Here is a 21,340-nt window from a genome sequence, read left to right on the forward strand (position 1 = left end):
GATCAGACCTCTGTTGTGTTGGTACGGGGCGGGATGGGCCAACGCCAGCCAGCAATCAGCATCAACGCACCGACCCCCATGAAACTGATGACACGGGCGAGGGTGCCTGAGTCGGCGAGGTCGATGACGAATAGCTTGACCACCACCGCGCCCAGCAACGCTGCGGCAATCAGCCAGATCAGTCGATCGCCTTGGCGACGAGCCAGCATCATCAGGCCCAGCGCGGCGGTGCTCCAGCTGAGTGAGATGGCGGTTTGCACCACCATCGAATCCATAAGCGCCCCGGCTTCAAACGGGACCGCGGCAAAATGATGCATGGCACGTCCCACCATGACGGTGAGCTGTAGCAGGGCCGCGCCCAGTAATGTGGCGGGCACCAATCGGTGCGGCCATCTCGATAAGGGTGACCAGGCGATGCGGGCCATGCGCAGCCACCAGCTGGCCAGGCTGATCAGAATGCAGGTCTGCGTGAACTCAACCGGATTCAGCAGAGGGACAAACAACGGCTCGACTGCAGCGCCCGCGGCGAAGTGCAGGCCCAGCCAGCAGAGGCCGATGACCGGAGCCAGCAGGGTCGGTAGCCAGGCCCCGTACCCGTCCGGCCAGACCCGGAGCGGCCAGACTTCCAGCAGCCGGTCACGCGCAGCCGGGAGCGACAACGCCAACATCACGGCCACCGGCGGCAACATGGCGGCCAGGGCCAGCCACTCCAGCCGGCCTCGGCCCGAGTCGGCAATCTGGGTCACGACCCACATGCCCTCGACGCTAACTACCGCGATGAGCAGCAGCGCGGCTCCGAGATGAGTGGCCCGGATGACACGCGGCGAGGCGGGCAAGCCACGGGCCAGCAGCCGGTAGCACCCAGCGAAGGCGGCAGGCCAGACTATCCAACCGAGTCCGGCGAGCAGGTGGTGCTCGGGGTGACCGGTCCAGCCCAGCCAGGCGAACAGGCCCATGGCGGGCAGCCACATGAGCCGCATGCGATCCAAGTCCTGCCAGTGCTCTCCCGCGCCCAGGGCATGACGCCCAAGCCAGCCCAGCGCCGCGAGACTGAGCAGCACCACGGCCAGCGTCAGGGCGGCGACGGTGTCGGGGGCGGCCACATGGGCCAATTCATGCACCCAGGTGATAAACCACCAGGCTGAAAACCAGCCGACGAGCGCGCGTTCCAGCCGATACTCCAAACCGTGCCCGACGCGCTCGCGCCGCTTGCGATAAAGCCAGGCACTGACCAGCCCGGCCAGGGCAACGGCGAGTTGCCCCGCAAAATCCGGCCCCGCCGGGGCATGTTCCGCGCCGGTGCCGCCAAGCAGCAACACAACACCGCCGATGGCCTGCAGCAGGCAGCCGGAGACCCGTGTCCAGCGCCGCTGCTGCCGGCAACCGACCCAGACCATGGCCATGCCTTCGATGGCCCAGGCCACGCCGGTGCCGGTGGGGCCCAGGGCATAGGGCACGGCAATGGTTGCCGCCGCGATGGCCAGAATCGCAAAACTGGTGGTCAGGTCCCAGAGCGTGTCTCGGGCGTGACGCAGCGCCAGCCAGGTCAGGGCGGCGTAGAAACCGGCCATCAACAGCGCGGCGATGGTCATCCCGCGAGGGGTGGCCGTCAGCAGCTGGCTGAGCGCGGCAAGGGTGGCGATGGGGTTGCCGAACGTGACGCCTGCATCGACAGACCCCTGGACCCGCCCGGCACGCTGGCCGGGTGCCCGCGCGGTGCGGATTGCGAACAGGGCCGTAGTGCCCACGTAAATCAGGAAGAACAGCACGGTGAAACAGACCGCGCTGAACCGATCAGCGGTTTGATAATCCAGCACACCCCAGGTCAGCCCAATGCCTGCAGTAAAGGCCAGACCCAGCACGTTCAGCTCCCGCCAGGCCCGGTAGATCGCGGTGGCGAGCACGCCAAGATTAAGCACCGCAAAGTAGCTGAACAGGGCGATATGACTGCCCTCGCCCGTGGAGGCCAGAATCGGTGCAAGAAAGCCACCGACGGTGGCCGTAACGGCGAGTCCTCGGGCGTTTTGGAGCAAGGCCAGCGCGAGCGTCAGGGCGACCAGCAGCGTCATGCCGGCCAGCGTGATATTCAGGCTGAGCAGGCCATAGAGCCGGCCTGCCGCGTATAGCGTCAGGTACAGACAGGCCAGTCCGCCTCCTTGCAGTATCCACGCAGCCTGCGGCCGTACGCGCCGTTGTTGCCAGCCAAAAATCGCGAGCCCCAGCCCCACGATGGCGACGATACCCAGGCGCATGTGCAGCGGTAACAAGCCTTGGTCGGCGGCGTACTTCACGAGGAAGGCGAGCCCGATGAACAGCACCAGCATGCCCACGCGCAGCAGGCTATTGCCGCCTGTGAGCCATTGCAGGCCGCGCGCCCACAATCGTTCGAGTACGCGGTCGAGCCATGCGGGCCGCCGGGGTTCGGCCTCCGGGGTGGGCGCTGCGGATGGTGGAACCGGGCGATCCGCGCCCTCCGTGGCTTCGGGTGGCGGTGAGGCTGACGGCGCGGAGGCATCCGTCGACTCCGAGGGGAGGGTCGGCGAAGCGGCGCTCAGACGCTCATGCTCGAGCCTGCGCAGACGAGCCTCCAGCTGGATTTGTCGACCGAGCAGCAACCCGATGAATGCGCCCGCGATCGCCAACCCCGGCCCGCGATGATCCAACCCGAGCCCGATGATCGCGAACAGCGCTGCCAGTATCCAAGGCATGGTCCATCCTCCCTGTTCGCCATGCTACGGCCTGGACCGTTGCGGTGACAGTCTTGGTCGCGGGGGCTATGGTCGGGGCACCCTGGCGCAGCTGCGCCAGTCTGACGGCCATTCAGGAGGCCCACTCATGCAACAACTGGTTCTGACCCTCATCGGCCTCAGCACGCTGATCAGCGTGGCGACAGCCAACGAGCCCCGCTCACTCATCGATCTGTACCAGCACCTGCACAGCCATCCCGAGCTGTCCTTCCATGAAGAGGAGACCGCCGCGACGCTGGCGGCCGAGCTGGAGCGATTGGGCTTTGAGGTCACCACCGGCGTGGGCGGTCACGGCCTGGTCGGGGTGCTCGAAAACGGTGAGGGGCCGACGGTGTTGCTGCGCGCCGACATGGATGCGCTGCCGGTACGCGAGCAAACGGGCAAGCCCTACGCCAGTACCGTCACCACCACCGATGATGCCGGCAAGACTGTGCCGGTCATGCACGCCTGCGGTCACGACGTGCACATGACCAGCTGGGTTGGGACGGCCCGGGCGCTGGTCGAGCAAAAAGCGCAATGGGCCGGTACGTTGGTGATGATCGGCCAGCCAGCTGAAGAGCGCGGTGCCGGGGCGCGGGCCATGCTCGCCGATGGTTTGTTCGAGCGCTTCCCTCGGCCTGATTTCAACCTGGCCATGCACGTGTCCGCGAACCTGCCGGCGGGCACGCTGGGCTATACCACTGGCTATGCGCTGGCCAGCGTCGATTCGGTGGATATCACCGTTTACGGTGTCGGCGGCCATGGCGCTTACCCGCACACCACCAAAGACCCCATCGTGCTCGCGGCGCAAATCGTCACCAGCCTGCAGACGCTGGTGTCGCGGGTGATTCCGCCGGTCGAGCCGGGCGTGGTCACGGTGGGTTCCATCCACGGGGGCACCAAGCACAACATCATTCCCGATCAGGTGGATCTGCAAATCACCGTGCGCGCCTACAGTCAGGCCACGCGGGATGCCCTTATCGACGGCATCCGCCAGATCGCCCAGGGCCAAGCCCAGGCGGCCGGGCTGCCAGAGGACAAGTGGCCCGAGGTCACCGTTCAGGACGAGCACACCCGCTCCACGTTCAACAACCCGCAACTGGTTGATCGCCTGGTGCCGGTGTTCGAGTCGGCCCTGGGCGAGGCGCAGGTGCAAGCCGTGCCGGCCGTGATGGGCGGGGAAGACTTTTCCGAATACGGCCTCACCGATCCCAAAATCCCCAGCCTGATCTACTGGATGGGCGCGGTGGAGCCCCGGACCTACCAGGCGTTCCAGAGCAGTGGCGAATCACTGCCGTCACTGCACTCGCCGTTCTTTGCACCGGACGCGCCACTCACCATCGAAGCGGGGGTCAAAGCCATGACCGCTGCCGCGTTGGAGCTACTCGGCGAGCCGCCGGCACCGGACGACACCATCGCCGCCCAGCCTGATGCCGGAGAAGCAGAGACCCTCGCAGCAGAGTCTGCGGCTTCTAGCCCCGCCCCGGCAGAGGCGACCGCCGCAGCGCAATGACGCCAACCGTCGGCTTTGGTGGCGGCTGCCATTGGTGTACCGAAGCGGTGTTTGAGTCCATTGCCGGCGTGACGCAGGTAGAGCAGGGCTGGATCACCTCCGTGCCACCCGATGAGGCCGAGTCTGAAGCCGTGCGCGTGCAGTTCGACGCGGCCGTCATCGACCTACGCGCCCTGATGCGCGTGCATCTGCAAACCCATGCCAGCACGTCAAACCACACGCTGCGCTCGCGTTACCGCTCGGCGGTTTACACCACCAGCCCAGCGCAGCAGCAACAGGTCACCGATCTGCTGGCCGAACTGCAGGCCGAGTTCCCCGCGCCATTGGTGACACGGGCGTTGCCGCTGGCCGCGTTTCGCAGTTCGCCGCCGCGGTATCGGCATTACTACGCGCGCCGCCCCGAAGCGCCGTTCTGCCGGCGTCATATCGCACCCAAGCTGGAGCAGGTCGCGGCGGCGGTCCCCACGCGACCTACATTTCCAGCTCCATCGGATCAAAACGCATGAAAGCGCTCATCAAACTTGCCCGTGGGCTGATCTATGGCCTGGCTGGCCTGGGCCTGCTGCTCTGGCTGGGCGTGGTGTTGTCCCGCTCGGTCACACTGCCCGATGGGCTGGCCATGCGTGCCCCGCCGCGCCTGCTCGAAGACCCGCAGCTGTTGGTCGACACCACTTTCATCAACGAAGCCGGCGAACGGCAAAGCGATCAACAGATCTTCGATGCCATCTTCGCGCTACTCGAACAGGCCCGCGAACTCATCGTGCTCGACCTGTTTCTGTTCAATCACTTTGCAGGCCCCGAGCCCGAAACCACCCGCGATATCACCACCGAACTGACCGAACAGCTGATCGCCGCGCGCGCTGCCAATCCGCAGTTGCAGGTGATTCTGATCACCGACCCCATCAACACGGTATATGGCGGTCAGCCGGCGCCGCACCTGGATCGGCTGCGTGAGGCCGGTGTCGATGTGGTGATCACGAATCTCACCGCCCTGCGCGACAGCAACCCGAGCTACAGCGGTTTGTGGCGATGGACCGCCCGTTGGTTTGGCAACAGTGAGCAGGGCGGCTGGCTGCCCAATGCACTGGGCGAGGGCAAGATCACCCTGCGCAGCTACCTCCGGTTGCTGAATTTCAAGGCCAACCATCGCAAGACCGTCGTGGCCGACAACGGCCAGGGCCAGCTCCAGGCCATCGTCACCTCCGCCAACCCCCACTCGGATAGCAGTGCCCACAGCAACATTGCATTGCAATTTGCGGGGCCTGCTACGCATGACCTGCTGCGCTCGGAACAAGCCGTGCTGGACTTCTCGTCCAACACCGTCCGCATTCCCAAGCGCTGGCTCACCCCACAAGACGCCACCCCAGCTCCGGCAGCCACCCAGCCGCAGATCGAAGTGCTCACCGAACAGGCCATCAAGCGCGAAGTGCTCAGCCGGCTGGCGGCGACTGCAGCCGGCGACAGCGTAGACCTTGCCATGTTCTACCTGGCCGACCGCGACATCATCCAAGCCCTCATCGCCGCCCAGCAGCGGGGCGCGGCCGTGCGCGTCTTACTCGACCCCAACCGCGATGCCTTCGGCCGAGAAAAACAAGGCGTACCCGCCCGCCCCGTGGCTGCAGAACTGGTCGCCGGCGGAGTCGACGTACGCTGGTGCGACACCCACGGCGAGCAATGCCACTTCAAGGTGCTCATCGTGCGTCAACCCGACCGCGTACACGCCGTGCTCGGCTCCGCCAACTTCACCCGCCGAAACCTCGACAACTACAACCTCGAAACCGACGTCGCCGTCCACCTGCCGGCCGACGCCGCCTTGGCGCAATCCCTCACCGGCTGGTTCAACGGCCTTTGGAACCCACCAACGGAGCGGGAATTCTCGGTGCCCTACGCGGTGTATGCCGATGAGCGGAACCACCTGCGATGGGCTTACCGCTTCATGGAAGCAACAGGCTGGTCGTCATTCTGATGCACGCGTGACTCTGGCCGTGCCGAGAGAGCACCACAGAGGGTGCAGCTTGTGACGGTGGCGGCACCGGCAACGTGCACGCCGCGACGGTTGTCCGCTTTTTAGCGGGGATCTCGTACTGAAGATGGATGCCCCTCGCATCGAAATCGACATGACCACGTTGGCAAGAGGTAGGGACCGTGTATAACCGAAACACCGCAAGACATGCCGACATCAGTCGGCGCTGTCTGGCAATGCGGTGGCCTGTGCGGAGTCGATTGCAGGGGCTGCAGGTCGCTCATACGTTGACCGGGCGCAACTCACGCGGCGCCGGTTCAACCACCGCATGCTGGGTCGCAAAGATTTCCGGCCACTTTGGTGTGTCGCTTGCCGTTGGATTAGGCGGCCTTTGTCCATCTAATAAGCGTTAGATGCCCTCATCACCGACCCGTATAATCGGCCCATGACAACGACACGCCCCCTTGCCATCGATCTCTTCGCGGGCGCGGGTGGGTTGAGCCTAGGCTTCGAACAAGCGGGCTTTGATCTACTTGCGGCCGTTGAAGTCGATCCCGTTCACGCCTCCGTGCATAAGTACAACTTTCCGGATTGCGCGGTGTTCCCACGATCAGTCGAGAAGATTTCTGGCGCGGAACTTTTGAGGTTGGCTGGAGACCGGAGCATCGACGTCATCGTGGGTGGCGCTCCTTGCCAAGGGTTCTCTTTGATTGGTCAAAGGGCGCTAGATGATCCGCGGAACTCGCTAGTGAAAGAGTTCATTCGTATTGTCTCCGAGGTTCGTCCGCGATATTTCGTGTTTGAAAATGTCAAGGGTCTTACTCTCGGCAAGCATCGCAGATTTCTGGAAGAGATCGTCGAAACTCTTCAAGGCGAAGGGTATTCTGTTCGACGGCCATGGAAAGTATTGAATGCTAGGGACTATTCGGTCCCACAGAATCGCGAAAGGTTATTCCTAATTGGCTGCCTTGATGGTGAGCCTCCTGAATATCCAAACCCGCATGAATCATTGGTTAGTTGCGAGGAGGCATTGGGTGACTTGCCTGATGCTGAATCGTTTGCGGAGCTCGAAAGCCAAGACTACGTAGCCTATGAACACGCAACCAACTTGTCGGAATATGCACGGCATATGCGCTGTCTTGGCCGTAACGGTTGGGACTTCGGTTATAGGAGAAGCTGGAACCCTTCGCTGCTAACGTCAAGCTTGCGAACATCTCACACCGAGATTTCCCGACGTAGATTTGGCGAGACGCTCGAAGGGAAAGTTGAGCCAATTTCACGATTCTTCAAACTTCCTTCCGACGGTCAATCTAATACCCTTCGTGCAGGCACCGATTCAGCACGAGGTGCGTTCACAAGTCCGAGACCCATTCACTACGCGTATGATCGGTGCGTAACGGTTCGCGAGATGGCTCGCCTTCATGGTTTTCCTGATTGGTTCCGGTTCCACGCCACGAAGTGGCATGGGGCGAGGCAAATCGGAAATGCCGTGCCGCCGCCTCTCGCAAAGGAAATTGCGGCACAAATCATCGGTGCGATGGGCGTGAGCCCGGCGAGACCGAAGCGAACTCTGAAGCTCGGTGATCCTGACTTGCTGGAAATGGATATGTCTCAGGCTTCCAAGTTTTGGGGAATTGAGGTGCCTATTGGGAAGCGGAATCGCAAAAGCGGTGCTAAGAAACGGTCGCAGCTAGAAGTTGAACACTCGTTGAGTCTTGCCGATGGCTAAGAAACCTACAAATCGGTACCAAATGTTGGTAGAGAAAATCTTCTTCGACAATTTTGAAGAAGGCTCGGAAGAAATATTTTTCGTTCGCGAGGATTTGGAATCAGCGGCAAGTGATCTCGATATCGGCCTCCCGAAGAACCTAGGCGATGTCGTCTACGCTATGCGCTATCGAACTCCGCTTCCTGCCTCAGTGGAGGCTACACAACGCGAGGGAAAGGAATGGATTATCGAGGGCGTTGGGCGCGCCAAGTACGCTTTTAAACTTGTAAAGATCAACCGGATTACGCCCAACACCGAACTCATTACGATCAAGATTCCCGACGCAACGCCGGAAATCGTCTCTGAATATGCTCTGTCTGACGAGCAGGCGCTCCTGGCAAAAGTGCGCTACAACCGTCTCATCGATTTGTTTCTGGGCGTAACTAGCTATTCGCTGCAAAATCATCTACGAACAACTGTGAAGGGCGTCGGGCAGATCGAGATCGATGAGATCTATGTCGGCGTTGATCAACACGGCGTTCAGTATGTCGTGCCAGTGCAAGCCAAGGGCGGAAATGATCAACTTGGAGTTGTACAGACCAAGCAAGACATTCTTTGTTGTGCCGAGAAGTACCCTGATCTTATTTGTCGCGCGATTTCCACGCAGTTCATGGCAGATGATCTGATCGCAATATTCGAGCTAACGGTACAAGACGACCAAATTCGCTTGGTGCAGGAGAAGCACTATAAGTTGGTGCCAAGAGATCAGATTTCGTCGTCTGACATTCGTCAGTATCGTGCGTTGGCGCGGCCGGGCATCTAACAAGTGACTATGGTCAGAAGTCAATAAATCCAGGCCAAATCCGGATTCCAATGCTGCCCGGTTTAGCAGCGTGCTGATGGCCACCTAGCCACCGGCATGCTTCACAACTCCAGAGGCGCACCCCGATAGGTACGAACAGGGCTTTGCGGCGTTTCGACGGTTTGAGCTTGGTAGGTCACGACGCAGGTGACGGGCTGGCCGAAGACGCAGACTTCGGTGATGTTTTCAGCCTCGGCGCAGGCGACGACGGCGCCGATCACCGATTGTGCGATGGGGGTGGGGACGACGGTCTGGACCCAGCTGCGTTCGCGGTTCAGGCGTCGGCCCATTGCGACCTTGGACTCAGCCTCGACGAACCGGGCGGACAGGACATTGGCCCCGGTAGCCCCTGCGGCGACGGCCGCATCCAGCAAGGGTTGCATGTGTTGGCCGCTGGAGATGACGGTCACACGGGTATGGGGTTCAGCCCCCTGGGTGATCTCGGCGGCATCCAGGTCCACGCCTGCCGCATGGGCGCCGGTGCCCAGGCGCACGACCTGTCGCCGCCGCCAGTCTGAATGCCCCAACAGCTCGTCGAGTGCTGCGATGACCTGCTGCATGTCGGCCGCGTGGTGGGGATGGCCCACGGTGGTGGCCAGGCTGACGATGCCTTTTTGCACGGGCATGCGGAATAGATAGCCACGGCCGGGCATGGTCAGTCGGCCGGCCTCGGTCATGGCCTGGACGACGGCGTCGGCATCGGCGTTGTCGACGATGACCAGCATGACTTCTTTGGTGCGCTTTTTGGTGATGCGCAGCCAGCCCAGGCGGTCCCGCAGGCCGCGACCCTCGCAGTAGTACACCACCGGGCCGTGAGCGCCGGCACGCATCGCAGCCCTGGCCACAGTGTCGGTGTGTTCCGGCTGCAGAATGCAGGCGATGGCCGCGAGGTTTTCGCGCAGGCCAATGGAGGCGTCATCGCCGGTTTCCCCTGCCTCCAGGCCCTCCCAGATCGGGAAGTCCGGCGTGTGGATCACATCGTCGCAGGGCACGGAGTACACCGCGCCGGAACCCGGATAGCGCAGGCCGGCCTGGTCGGCGATATCTCGGATGACGCTATCGACCTGAGCATCCGGCACCAGAAACTGGAGGATCTCCTTTTCCGGGCTGATCAGCGGCAGAAACCGCTGCAACCATTGCTGACGGATGAGGGTGCCACGGGCGTTGGTCACAAAGGCGTTGCGCTCCCCTGCGGCAAACAGCCGTTCGATCACCGGCTTGACCGATGATGGCGGCAGGATGGCCGTGACCAGCGAAACCTTGTGCAGAATTTCAAAATGCTGGCTCATGCGACCCCCAATTCGGGGTTATTGCGGGCGCGCGACACCACCCGGCCGACCAGCAAGACGGTGATGATCGGCCCGACCGAGGCCAGCGCCAGCACGCCGAAGCCGTCGATGACACCGGGCACGTTGCTGCCGATGCCCAGGCCCATGGCCAGCACCAGCGGCACGGTGATGGGGCCGGTGGTCACCCCGGCGCTATCCCAGCCGAAGTTCACGAACTCCTCGGAGGAGATCGCCGTCAGCAGCAAGAGCAACAGATAGGGCGGAATCAGCAGGTATTCCAGTGGGATGTTGAAGGCGATCTTGATCACGCCGACAGCGATCCCGGCGCCGACGCCGAGGGCCACCGACTGCATGAGCAGCGATTTGCGAAAGGCGCCGATGGTGATCTTTTCGACGGTCTCGCCCAGGGCGTTGAGCGCCGGTTCGGCCAGCGTGGCGCCGTAGCCGAGGAAGAATCCGAAGATGGCCGCCACGATCTTGCCCGTGGTCGCCGAGTCGAACAGCGGCTGCTGCAAGCCCTCTGCGCCCCAGGGCACTAACGTGGCGAAGCTGAGCGGCACATTGCTGCCAAGCTGGGCGCCCAGCGGGGTCAGGCCCAGCGTGATGCCCAGCATGAACAGGCTCATGCCGACGACGGAGAAGCCGATGCCGATGAAGATTTCGTCGCGGTTACGCAACCGCTCCGGCAAGACCAGGCGTAGGGTGATGAGCAGGAACAGGCACAAGGGCACGATGGCGCGCAGGGCCGCGGCCAGACCGTCGCGCAGCTCGTCCAGAAACTCCACCGAAGGGTCCCACACCGCCTGCGAGACCACCTTGGATTGCAGCTTGGGCTGCTTTTCCAAAATCAGCGTGGCCTCGTCCATGACAATGCGGCCATCCACGAGCTGCGGGTCGCCACCTGCGAACTTCAGCGTGTAGTCGTCCGGTGGCGTGCCGGTTTGCAGAAAGCGATCAAAATCGTCGACATCAAACCCATCGGGCCGATTGCGGGGCGTGGTGTCTGATGCCGCCTGCCGGTCGGCGACGGCGGCGGGCTCACCGGCGTAATGGGGCTGGCCGTAGTAATCCTGCTGCTGAACATGCCACAACCCCAGCATCAGAACCGCCAGCACGGGGAACAGCGAGGCCAGCGTGACGATGCCGAAGCCGGCATTACCGGCATCGCCATCACCGACAATGCGGCAGACCCCAATGCCCAGCGCTAGCACCAGCGGGACGGTGACCGGCCCGGTGGTAACGGCACCGCAGTCCCAGGCCAGGCCCAGCACCGGCTGCAGGGCATCGTGATGATGCGCGTAGAGCGTGAGCGCGCATAACCCACCCACCAGCGGCAGGATGAACCACTTGAGCGACCAGCCGAGAAAGAAGCGCAGAATGCCCAGCAGCACCGCCACGCCCACGCCAATGCCGACCACCATGACCAGCTGGTTGGCGAAATCATTGAGCAGTGAGTAGAGCAGGGGCGCTTGCTCCGGCTGCACCCCGGCGCCCGCGCTGCGCAGGACGGCGATGGCCGGTTCGGCAAAGGTGGCGCCGACCCCCAGCAAGAAGGCAAAGCCGAGAATAATGGGCAGCGACGAATTACGCGGCAGCACTGCGCCGATCGTTTCGCCTAGCGGCATTAACCCCAGCCGCAGGCCTTCCATGAAAAACATCAGGCCGATGGCCACGATGCCGATGCCGGCGCCAATCATCAGGGCGTGCACGATGGGCAGGCCCAGCACCAGAATCTGGAACAACAGCAGATAGGCCACGATGAACCAGATTGCGCGCAGCTGTTCCTTCAGGTTTTCCAGCACATAGGGCGTCAGAATCTTCAGCGTGTCGCCAAAGCTCAGTCGAACGCGTTCTGTCGCTGTCATGCGCAGTTGCTCCTAACGGCCGGTGGGGACAACCGGCGTTGCGGCGCCGCCGCCGGCTCCGATGATCACCGAGACTTTCTCCTTGGTCTTGACCACCTCGACCATCTCTTTCTGAATTTCCAGACTGCGATAGGTCAGGAACTGATCGGGATTCAGGCCAAAGGCTTCGGCGTAGGCCTTGTCGGCCAGGGCCTTGTTCTTCTCGGCGTCGGCGCGCGACAGCTCTGCCCGGGCCCGGGCAATTTCGGTGCGTGTGCGCTGCTCCTGTGCGGCCGTGCGTGCGGTTTCCTCCAAGACCACCGGCGGAGGTGTTACGCCACCGATCACCACGCGATTAATGCGTACGGGCAGCGATTCCTCCTGCACGTAGTCGCGAATGGTTTCCAGAATGGCGACCTCGCCCTGTGAGGTCACGGTGGGGTCGGTGGTCAGGTCGAATACCCGCTGGCCGCGAGCAAAATCGCGCAGCGCCGTGCGGAAGACTTCCTGCACCTTGGTCCGGTACCACTTGGGGCCGAAGCGTTCGTGAACAACCGGGGTTTGCCCGGCTTCCAGCTGCACCAACAGGTAGGCCCGAAAATCCACCGGTACGTTGTCCGCCGTCACCAGGTCATCGAACTTTTCGTTGAACTGCTGGGGGCGGATGTCGTACTCGACCAGGTGGGATGTCCACCAGAGCCAGTGCGTGCCGGTGGCGCGTGGCTGCGGCTCAACGCCGGGTGTGCCGAAGAACCAGGGCTGATCGACCTGCACCCCCTCATGGCCGGCATCCACGGACTCGGGGCCGTAGATGCAGCCCGTACTCCCCAGCAGCATCAGCACCATGGCCCCCCATGTGCCGCTGCGTCCACTCAAGATTGCCCGCATGTTGCTCTCCCTGGTGATGCCCTGATTATGGGTGCATCACCAACTGCAAGAACAGGTCTGGGGCGATCGCGGGTCAGTCTCCCGTACAGAATTCGTGGATCTGATAGGTGATGTCACCCGTTGAAGTGGACTGTGTGTGCGCCAGCTCGGCTGCGTCGAAGGCCGAGGTGGTCTCCAAAAAGTATTGATCGCGAGCCAGTCCTCCACCGCGCACACCATTAATGCCGGTGAGTTGCCGGCTGTCGCCCGTGGCGGTGCCATCGAGGTAGGTCCTCAGCTCCACGGTGTGACTGGTGGCCTCACCGTCAAACACCGATTCGGCGAACACGCTCAAGCGCGTGCCGGCCGCATAGACCACCCCATCCTGAGCAATTGCACGCAGGTGCGTGGTGCCGGAGCCGGCCGTTTCGACGACCAGCGTCGCCGCACTGGCGAGGTTGCCATCAATGGCCAGACGGGGATTTGAGGCGGTGCAACCGGTGCAGGTGCCGGGTGCATCCACCTGGGTGGCCCCACCCGCAATCGCGTTGCAGGTGGGGGTTCCATCCGAACTGCCGGAGCAGCCGGCCATGATGAGTGTCAGTGCGGTGATTCCGGCGGGCATCCAGCGTGGGGTCATGTGGTGTCTCCTCTCGTCCTGCAGAGAGAGTACGGAGTGTGACGGCTAATCCGGACACCCAGCCGGATCCCTGGCGGGGGGGCTGCATTTCGCCTGGAGGTTGGCGCGGACAACTGAGGTTCAGGGAGCCAACGGCGGCGGGTCGGCCGGGCCCGATGACGGCAGGGTGGCCGGCGTCAGGCGTTGGCTGCCGGCGACCGACTGCAGCATGACCGGGTCCATGGATTCGGCAATCGTCGGAGTTTGCACGGTGGAGTAGTACCACTCGCTTTGCACCCGCTCGGCCGTAAAGTCCATGAGCATGTAGCCGAGGTTGGTTTCGTTGGCGTGTTTCATGTGCGGGTTGAAGCCCGAGGTCATCAGGCCGGTCCAGACCGGGACCGGCACCTGGGCCACGCCCCCACAGCACAGCTCCACACCCAGGCTGCCGTCGCCAGTCAGCGGGTTGTAGCTGGCCGTGTCGTTGGGATCGCGCGGCAGATCGCAGGCAATCACCGCATGGATGTCGCCGAAGATGAATACGCTGTTCTCGATGCCGTTGGCTTCGATGGTGTCGTACACGGCCTCGCGGTCGAAACGGTAGCCATCCCAGGCATCGGCATTGACGTAGCAGGGGTCTGTCGCAGGTGCGCTTGTCGTGCAGCCCGTCAGCGGGTTGGCCGGGCCTGCGTTCAGGGGGGCGAAGGTCGTGCCGTTGCCAATGATCTTCCAGGTGGCGGTACTGGCTGCCAGTTCCTGCAGAAACCACTCGCGCTGCTCGGCCCCGAGAATGGTTTGCGCCTCATCTAGCACGAACTCCGGATTTTCGGCCACGCGCCCGGACAGCCGCGTATCGAGCATGAAGATATCGATCATCTCGCCGTAGGGAATCTTGCGCCAGATGCGGCCCAGGCCGTTCGGGTCATAGCCGGTCTGGCCTGTTTCCAGTGCGGGCTCGCCATCGGCAGGCGCGTCGAACCCGGTGCCGTTCTCCCGGATCGGCATCCATTCGAAGTAGGCACGGATGGCCCAGCCCATGCGCTCGGCCCAGTAGCCCTCGCCGGGTGCATCGGGGTCGTCCGGATCGCCTTCGGTGTGGTTGGAGGCACCGGTGGAGTAGCTGTTGTTGGTTGTTTCGTGGTCATCCCAGGTGGTGATCCAGGGATGCTGGCGGTGGGCCTCCTGTAGATCCGGATCGGTCTTGTACTGGGCGTGGCGCTGGCGGTAATCGGCCAGGCTGATGATCTCGTAGTCGGGCTCATGGGCACGCACCTGCGAGCCGCCGCCTTCGTAGATGTAGTCGCCAAGGTGGATGAACAGGTCCAGATCGGCGCGCTCGCCGACGCGGCCAAAGGCGTTGAAGTAACCAAAGGTGTAGCTGTTGCAGGCGGCAGAGGCAATGCGTACCTGCGAAACATCATCGCTGCGAGAGGGCGCGGTCTTGGTGCGGCCGATTGGCGATTGCACCACGCTGCCATCGGGCTGGGTCACCGAGAACTGGTAGTAGTACGTCGTGTAGCTGGCCAGCCCGGTGGGGTCCACCTTGACGGTGTAGTCACGGTCGGCTCCGGTGATGAAGCGGCCCGTTTTCACGGTGTCGGTCATCTCGGGCGTGGTCGACAGCACCCAATCCACCGAAATGTCGGCTGCCGTGGGCTCTGCCGGGGTGACGCGTGTCCACAGAATGACCCGGTCGGTCCGCGGGTCTCCGCTGGCAACACCGTGTAGGAACGCCAGAGTGGTTGAGGCTGGAGCCGGACCCGATGAGCTGGATGAACAACCGGCGCCGGCACCCATGGCAAAGGCGCCCAACGAAGCGCCACCAAAGCGCTTAAGAAACGTGCGTCGATTAATCGGCAGGCGGGGAATGGCGCGAAAACGCCGGCGGTGAAAGTCGCTCATGAGTGGTCGGTGCTGAGGCCAAGGTTGGGAATCATATCCCGTGCCTGTTGCCGTCGGATGACGGTGCATCGGCGTCGGATTGCCTTGAAGTGATAATTCTAAAATAATGGAACTATGAATGAATCAACCGCTACGCAACGTCTCGCCTCGCTGGCGCAGGACACCCGGCTGACCATTTTTCGCACGCTGGTTCAGGCCGGGCCGCAAGGCCTGAATCCCGGGGTGCTGGCCGAACGATTGGGCATTGCCCAGGCCACGCTGTCCTTTCATCTCAAGGAGCTGCGGCATGCCGAGATGATCGTGTCCCGGCAGCAGGGGCGGTTCATTTTCTACTCCGCCAATTTCGGAGCGATGAACGAATTACTGAGCTACCTCACGGAAAACTGCTGCGCCAGCAGCGACGAGGATTGCGTGACCGTGCCCTGCTGCGAGGAGGCCCTGCCATGACCGCGGCGCAAGCACCGTCCACCCCGGAGGCATCGACGAACGTGACGGGCATGTCGATGTTCGAGCGCTATCTCACCGTCTGGGTCGCTGCCTGCATTGTGGTCGGGATCGGCCTCGGACACTTCGTCCCCGGTGTGGCGCAGACGCTGGGCGAGCTCGAGGTCGCACAGGTCAACCTGCCGGTGGCGGGGCTGATCTGGTTAATGATTATTCCGATGCTGGTGAAGATCGACTTCGCTGCGCTGTCGCAGGTGCGCCAGCACTGGCGGGGCATCGGCATCACGCTGTTGGTGAACTGGGCGGTGAAGCCGTTTTCGATGGCTTTTCTGGGCTGGCTGTTCATCGGCGTTCTGTTTCGGGATTGGCTGCCGGCCGAGCAGATCGATTCCTACCTTGCGGGCTTGATCCTGCTGGCCGCCGCGCCCTGTACGGCCATGGTGTTCGTCTGGAGCAATCTCACCAAGGGTGAGCCGCATTTCACGCTGAGTCAGGTCGCGCTGAACGATGTGATCATGGTGTTTGCATTCGCGCCGCTGGTGGGGCTGCTGCTCGGGCTGGCGTCGATTACCGTGCCCTGGGATACGCTGCTGCTGTCGGTTGGCCTCTACATCATGGTGCCGGTGCTGTTGGCCCAGTGGATTCGCCGCAAGTTACTGGCGCGAGGAGGGCAGGCCAGCCTCGATTCGGCGCTGGCTGTGTTGCAGCCGCTGTCGATTGTTGCCCTGTTGGCCACGCTGGTGCTGCTGTTCGCATTTCAGGGCGAGCAAATCGTGCGTCAGCCGCTGGTCATCGCCTTGCTGGCCGTGCCCATTCTGATCCAGGTCTATTTCATTGCCGGGCTGGCCTATGGGCTGAACCGTTGGAGCGGAGAGGCCCATTGCGTGGCGGCGCCATCGGCCCTGATTGGCGCCAGCAATTTCTTCGAGCTGGCGGTGGCGACGGCCATTGTGTTGTTCGGGCTGGAGTCCGGTGCCGCACTGGCCACGGTGGTGGGCGTGCTGATCGAGGTTCCCGTGATGCTCTCGGTCGTGCGCATCTTCAATGCGACCAAGCCTTGGTACGAGCGAGGCCTGATATGAAAATTCTGTACATCTGCACCCACAACCGCTGCCGCAGCATTCTGTCTGAGGCGGTCACAAACCATCGGGCCGGCGAACACATCACCGCTCGCAGCGCGGGCAGCCAACCCGCCGGCGCGGTGCACCCGCTGTCGCTGCGCTATCTCGATGAAGCGGGGTATCCGACCGCGGGCTTGCGTAGCCAGTCGTGGGACGAGTTCGAAGACTTTGCACCGGACGTTGTCATCACGCTTTGCGATTCTGCGGCGGGCGAGGCCTGCCCGGTCTGGTTCGGTCAGGCCATCAAGCTGCATTGGGGGCTGAGCGACCCGTCCAAGCTGGAGCCCGAACAGGCCGCCGATGCGTTCCGCCAGACCATTGCCCAGATCGAGGCGCGGGTGGATGCGCTGACCCGGATCGCCCACACGGACCGCGGTCTGTGGCCGGCCGCACTCAAGGAGCTGACCGCAGCATGAACCCCACCGATGACATGCCGGCGCTGGACGCCGAGCAATTCGCCAAGCCCGAGGCCGAGCGCTTCAGCCGAACCCACTCGCAGCATGCGCCGCGCATCCTGTTGCTCTATGGCTCGCTGCGCAAACGCTCGTTCAGTCGTCTGGTGATCGAGGAGTCCGCCCGGCTGCTGGAACGCATGGGCGCGGAGGTCCGCATCTTCAACCCGCAGGGGCTGCCGCTGCCCGATAGTTGCGAAGCCGATCACCCCAAGGTGGCCGAGCTGCGCGAGCTGGTGACCTGGTCCGAAGGCCAGGTCTGGTGCTCCCCCGAACGACACGGGTCGATGACCGGGATCATGAAGGCGCAGATCGACTGGATTCCGCTGTCATTGGGGGCGGTGCGGCCCACCCAGGGCAAGACGCTGGCGGTGATGCAGGTCTGCGGTGGTTCGCAGTCCTTTAATGCGGTGAACCAGCTCCGGGTGCTGGGTCGCTGGATGCGGATGATCACCATTCCGAACCAGTCCTCCGTGCCCAAGGCGTTTCTGGAGTTCGGTGACGACGACCGCATGAAGCCCTCGGGCTACTACAACCGCATCGTCGATGTCATGGAGGAGCTGGTGAAGTTCACGCTGCTGACGCGGGACAACAGCGACTATCTCACCGACCGCTACTCCGAGCGGGTGGAAAGTGCCGAGGCGCTGATGAAGCGCGTCAACCAGCGCGCGCTGTAGTCGCTTTCAGGCGCTCGATCGCGCCGGCCAGTTCGCGCTGGATTCGCGTCTGGTTGCGGATTAAATCCAGTTGCGGCCAGGTGGCCCGTTCGCCCAGCAGGATGTAGTGGTGCAGGTCGTCCACCGAGGGGTTGCTCAGCAGCTTGCGATACATCCAGGCATTCATCGGTGGGTGGATGTTGGTGTCACCCCGGTAATCCTGCTCGGCCAGTAGCCGGGCGTGCTCCAGCACGTTGTGCAGACCGTCGCGCTTGACCCGCGCCTGCAGCACCTTGAGCGTTTGCACCGCCTGCACCCGGGTGCTGGAGAGCATCAGGTCGGCCGCCAGTGCCGGCAGACTGCGGCCACCCCGGCTGGCCAGAAACGGCACGGCGTGCGGGTTGACCTGACTGACGATGAAATGGTTCACGTTGTAGAGCCGACCCAGACGTTTGGTGGGCAGGTCGCCTTGAAAGGTGCCATCAACCCAGCGTTCGTCAGGCAGATACGGCGTGATCTGCCCATTCGGCTGGCGGGCCTGCAGCATCACCGGCGGGAACAGCCCCGGCACGGCCGAGGAAGCGACCACCGCATCGCTGACCAGGACATCCGGCGCAGTCTTGTCGCTCAGCACGCGAGGTTTTTGTCGCGCACGGCTGGGGGAGACGCTGATGCACAGGGCGCGGCCTGAGCGTGCCCGGGCCTCGGCGAAGGTGGTGTCGCCGATATTCTCCAGTGCGCAGCGCCGGTACTGGGCCTGGTCGAGCAGCCCGCCATCGCGCCAGGCCCGGCGTGGCGGCAGAAAACGAATGCCCAAGCGGTAGACCGCGTCGAGGTCGCCGAACAGCGCCTTGAGTTCGGCGTCGCTGCGATTGCAGACCGCCGCAGCCACCATCGAGCCGATGCTCGACCCGCAGATCACCTCCGGCAGCAGGCCCTGGTCCAGCAGCGCCTTGATGACACCCAGGTGGAAGAACCCCATGGCGGCCCCACCGCTGAGCAGCAGGGCGGGCTGCCCCAGCGTGAACTGCGCGGCGGTGAGCAGGCGCAGGCGGCTTTCGGCATCGCTGGGGCTGTCCGCGGCCTCGGCATAGGCCGTCAGCGCGGCGCCAACGGCTTCCAGGTAGTCCTCGACAATCTGCTTCGTTCCGGAGCGTGCAACGTTGTAAAGATGCGGCGCGGTGAGGTCGCCCTGGTGGCGGTAAATGCTCTCGTGCAGCGTCTCCGCTAGCGCCGTCCAGTCCCGCCGGCGGACCAGCGCATCAATGCGGGCGATATCCCGGCGTAGCAGGTCGGCCGCCAGTTCCGGGCTGTCGTCTTCGGCCCGCCAGTCATCGGCTCCCGTGGCCGCATCCAGTGCATGCGCGGCCTCGCGCCACTCCGCATAACTGGAGGCGTCGGCAAGCGCGTTTTTAAGACGACGAATCTGGCGGGGCATGTGCGACAAGCCATTGGAATCGGCGGCACATGATGCCACCCGAGGCGAACGGTTGAAGCCGATGAGGTCCGCGTCACCCGTGGATTGCACTCGGCAATCACCTGTTACTGAGGCGGGGGCGGTGCTCGCTGCGCGGGCCGACGCAGGCTTGGGGAAGACCCGGGGCATGCCGTTCGGAGCCACGCGGCGGTCGCCTCCTCAACCCGTTAGTAGGAGATGCCCGACGAGCCCCAGGACAAATCCGGCCACGGCGCCCAGCGGCGGTGACCAGCGGCGTTCCAGCCGCGCCTGCGGCGCAATGTCCTCGAAAATCAGATAGAGGATGCCGCCGCTGGCGAACAGCATGAGTCCACCCATGAGGCTTGGCGCATCGGGTAGCAGAAAGTAGCCGGATAGGGCGGCGGCCGGTCCAACGAGCGCGAGCAGGGCGAAGACCGCCAGAATGCGTTCGGGTGAGCTGTGTTGCCGGGCGTCGAGTTCTTCAAAGGCATTAAAGCCTTCCGGAATGTTTTGCAGCACGATCAGCAGCGCCAGCAGAACACCCGTTTGCTCGCCGGCTGCAAAGGCGGCGCCGAGGGCGATAGCCTCAGGGATGAAATCCGACAACATCGCAACCATCTGGCCGGCTGCGCTTTGTAGCCGCCCGAGCCAGATATCCAGCAAACAGAAGACGATGCCGCCAGCCCCGAAGCTCAGCGCGGCCAGCCAGATCGGCAGCTGTTCAGCGCCGTCGGGCACCAGCACGAGGGCCACGGCGGACAGCAATGCGCCACCCCCGAACGCAACGATGAAGTGACGCCAACCGGGCCCCAGCACGGCCGGATGCAGGCGATCCCAGCGTGCCAAAGCCGCGCCAACCGGCATGGAGGCACCCGCCAACAGCGACAGCGCGAGCAGGGTGGCAAGCGTGTCCATCAAGCCGGCTGGATCAGCGTCCAGTGGTGATCGCGGTGGTGGACCCGTTCATCGTCCACCAGCTTGTCGAGATGCGCGATGAGGCTGCGGGCGGCGAGCGGATGCAACGCGGCGGGCACGTCGGCATAGACCACCGGAAGCAGAGCGTCCAGCGTGGCAGGCTCGCCGAATTGCTCCAGCCCGGCGATGACCTTGGCTTCGCGGGCCAGCCGATGTGCGATGACACCGTCGATGATGTCGATGGGCGGGCTGAGCGGGTTGCCGTGTGCCGGGAGAATGCGCTGGATCGGCTCTTCGCGCAGGCGGCGCAGCGAGGCGAGGTAGTCGCCCATATGGCCGTCGGGAGGGGCGATCACCACGGTGCCACCGTCCATGAACTGGTCGCCGGCAATGAGGTCGCCGGTGGCTTCGTTCAGATAACAAAGGTGATTACAGGCGTGGCCCGGCGTGTAAAGCACGCGCAGTCGCAGGCCGTCGCCCTCAACAACATCGCCTTCATCCAACAGCTGATCTGGCGTGAAATCGGCGTCGCGGGCGCCCTGTAGCTCCGCATGATGGGAATAAATGCGTGCTCCGGTGGCTTCGGCCAGTTCCCGCGCGCCGGGTGAGTGGTCGGGATGGGTGTGCGTGAGCAGTATCCAGCGAATCCGCCCTTCAGCCGCCGCGAGAATGGTGTCGAGATGCCGCGTGTCACGAACGCCGGGGTCGATCACCGCCACCGCCTGTTCGCCCACCAGGTAGGTGTTGGTGCCGGGGCCGGTGAGCGGTCCGGGATTGGGGGCCGTGATTCGCTGCACCCCCTGTCCGAGGTCGCGCAGGGTGTAGGGCGGAAACGCCTCGCGCACGGCGGCGCTGTTCCACGGGGCCGTCATATCTGTTGTCGCCGACAAAGCGTGGTGTTCAAGCCGGGGCGTTGCAGCATGGCGCGGGTTGTCGTCGGAGTGTGGCCGCAGCTTACTGGATGCGCGCCCGGCAACTCACCCCCGGCGGGCCGGGTCGTCGCATACACTGGGTGTCGAAC

At 63.6% G+C, this 21,340-nt stretch carries 18 protein-coding genes; 9 read left to right on the plus strand and 9 right to left on the minus strand.

From position 1 onward, the window contains the following. Positions 1 to 2: 2 nt before the first annotated feature. On the minus strand, positions 3 to 2,708 hold the full coding sequence (locus DEH80_RS07355) for a DUF2339 domain-containing protein (protein ID WP_109719817.1): 2,706 nt from the start codon (positions 2,706 to 2,708) through the stop codon (positions 3 to 5). A 127-nt stretch (positions 2,709 to 2,835) separates the two neighbouring features. On the opposite strand from DEH80_RS07355, the gene DEH80_RS07360 reads away from it, so the two are divergent. The 5 genes from DEH80_RS07360 (at position 2,836) to DEH80_RS07380 (ending at position 8,733) form a co-directional block, all read left to right on the plus strand. Continuing rightward, positions 2,836 to 4,239: an amidohydrolase gene (locus DEH80_RS07360; RefSeq protein ID WP_109719818.1), complete on the plus strand. Its 1,404-nt coding sequence runs from the start codon at positions 2,836 to 2,838 to the stop codon at positions 4,237 to 4,239. Beyond that, positions 4,236 to 4,745, plus strand: a complete 510-nt coding sequence (locus tag DEH80_RS07365; protein ID WP_109719819.1) for a peptide-methionine (S)-S-oxide reductase — start codon at positions 4,236 to 4,238, stop codon at positions 4,743 to 4,745. The genes DEH80_RS07360 and DEH80_RS07365 overlap by 4 nt, the downstream gene beginning before the upstream one ends. Beyond that, on the plus strand, positions 4,742 to 6,205 hold the full coding sequence (locus tag DEH80_RS07370) for a phospholipase D family protein (RefSeq protein WP_109719820.1): 1,464 nt from the start codon (positions 4,742 to 4,744) through the stop codon (positions 6,203 to 6,205). The genes DEH80_RS07365 and DEH80_RS07370 overlap by 4 nt, the downstream gene beginning before the upstream one ends. 442 nt (positions 6,206 to 6,647) lie before the next feature. Next, a complete protein-coding gene (locus DEH80_RS07375; protein WP_109719821.1) occupies positions 6,648 to 7,931 on the plus strand; it encodes a DNA cytosine methyltransferase in 1,284 nt (427 codons plus the stop codon). Further along, positions 7,924 to 8,733 carry an endonuclease gene (locus tag DEH80_RS07380; RefSeq protein ID WP_109719822.1) on the plus strand — a complete coding sequence of 270 codons (810 nt, stop codon included), beginning with the start codon at positions 7,924 to 7,926 and terminating at the stop codon, positions 8,731 to 8,733. Before DEH80_RS07375 ends, DEH80_RS07380 begins: the two co-directional genes overlap by 8 nt. A 101-nt stretch (positions 8,734 to 8,834) precedes the next feature. On the opposite strand, the gene DEH80_RS07385 is transcribed toward DEH80_RS07380, so the two are convergent. The 5 genes from DEH80_RS07385 to DEH80_RS07410 form a co-directional block, all read right to left on the minus strand. Then, complete coding sequence (locus DEH80_RS07385) at positions 8,835 to 10,061, minus strand: P-II family nitrogen regulator (RefSeq protein WP_109719823.1); 1,227 nt, start codon at positions 10,059 to 10,061, stop codon at positions 8,835 to 8,837. After that, entirely contained in the window at positions 10,058 to 11,926 is a 1,869-nt protein-coding gene (locus tag DEH80_RS17425) for a DUF1538 domain-containing protein (RefSeq protein WP_207774519.1), read from the minus strand. Before DEH80_RS17425 ends, DEH80_RS07385 begins: the two co-directional genes overlap by 4 nt. Before the next feature lie 12 nt (positions 11,927 to 11,938). Next, the gene (locus DEH80_RS07400) at positions 11,939 to 12,793 is read right to left on the minus strand and encodes an SPFH domain-containing protein (RefSeq protein WP_109719824.1); all 855 of its coding nucleotides are present in this window, start codon (positions 12,791 to 12,793) and stop codon (positions 11,939 to 11,941) included. Positions 12,794 to 12,866: 73 nt separating this feature from the next. Further along, positions 12,867 to 13,412, minus strand: a complete 546-nt coding sequence (locus tag DEH80_RS07405; protein WP_133249149.1) for a hypothetical protein — start codon at positions 13,410 to 13,412, stop codon at positions 12,867 to 12,869. Positions 13,413 to 13,532: 120 nt separating this feature from the next. Beyond that, positions 13,533 to 15,293, minus strand: coding sequence for an alkaline phosphatase D family protein (locus DEH80_RS07410; RefSeq protein WP_165831350.1), 1,761 nt, complete (start codon positions 15,291 to 15,293; stop codon positions 13,533 to 13,535). Between the two features lie 114 nt (positions 15,294 to 15,407). On the opposite strand from DEH80_RS07410, the gene DEH80_RS07415 reads away from it, so the two are divergent. The 4 genes from DEH80_RS07415 to arsH are packed head-to-tail and all read left to right on the plus strand — an operon-like array spanning position 15,408 to position 17,987. Beyond that, entirely contained in the window at positions 15,408 to 15,740 is a 333-nt protein-coding gene (locus tag DEH80_RS07415; RefSeq protein ID WP_109719827.1) for an ArsR/SmtB family transcription factor, read from the plus strand. Continuing rightward, positions 15,737 to 16,819 (plus strand): ACR3 family arsenite efflux transporter, encoded by a 1,083-nt coding sequence (gene arsB / locus DEH80_RS07420; protein WP_279323117.1) that lies wholly within the window; start codon positions 15,737 to 15,739, stop codon positions 16,817 to 16,819. Before DEH80_RS07415 ends, arsB begins: the two co-directional genes overlap by 4 nt. Then, entirely contained in the window at positions 16,816 to 17,274 is a 459-nt protein-coding gene (locus tag DEH80_RS07425) for an arsenate reductase ArsC (protein WP_109719828.1), read from the plus strand. The genes arsB and DEH80_RS07425 overlap by 4 nt, the downstream gene beginning before the upstream one ends. Then, positions 17,271 to 17,987, plus strand: a complete 717-nt coding sequence (gene arsH / locus DEH80_RS07430; protein WP_109719829.1) for an arsenical resistance protein ArsH — start codon at positions 17,271 to 17,273, stop codon at positions 17,985 to 17,987. The genes DEH80_RS07425 and arsH overlap by 4 nt, the downstream gene beginning before the upstream one ends. On the opposite strand, the gene DEH80_RS07435 is transcribed toward arsH, so the two are convergent. From DEH80_RS07435 to DEH80_RS07445, 3 genes are all read right to left on the minus strand, one after another. Beyond that, entirely contained in the window at positions 17,968 to 19,404 is a 1,437-nt protein-coding gene (locus tag DEH80_RS07435; RefSeq protein ID WP_165831351.1) for a DUF3336 domain-containing protein, read from the minus strand. The genes arsH and DEH80_RS07435 overlap by 20 nt on opposite strands. Positions 19,405 to 19,602: 198 nt before the next feature. Then, positions 19,603 to 20,319 (minus strand): ZIP family metal transporter, encoded by a 717-nt coding sequence (locus DEH80_RS07440; RefSeq protein ID WP_109719831.1) that lies wholly within the window; start codon positions 20,317 to 20,319, stop codon positions 19,603 to 19,605. After that, positions 20,319 to 21,191: an MBL fold metallo-hydrolase gene (locus DEH80_RS07445; protein WP_109719832.1), complete on the minus strand. Its 873-nt coding sequence runs from the start codon at positions 21,189 to 21,191 to the stop codon at positions 20,319 to 20,321. The genes DEH80_RS07440 and DEH80_RS07445 overlap by 1 nt, the downstream gene beginning before the upstream one ends. Between the last annotated feature and the right edge of the window lie 149 nt (positions 21,192 to 21,340).

The organism is Abyssibacter profundi, assembly GCF_003151135.1.
Taxonomy (GTDB): Bacteria; Pseudomonadota; Gammaproteobacteria; order Nevskiales; family OUC007; genus Abyssibacter; species Abyssibacter profundi.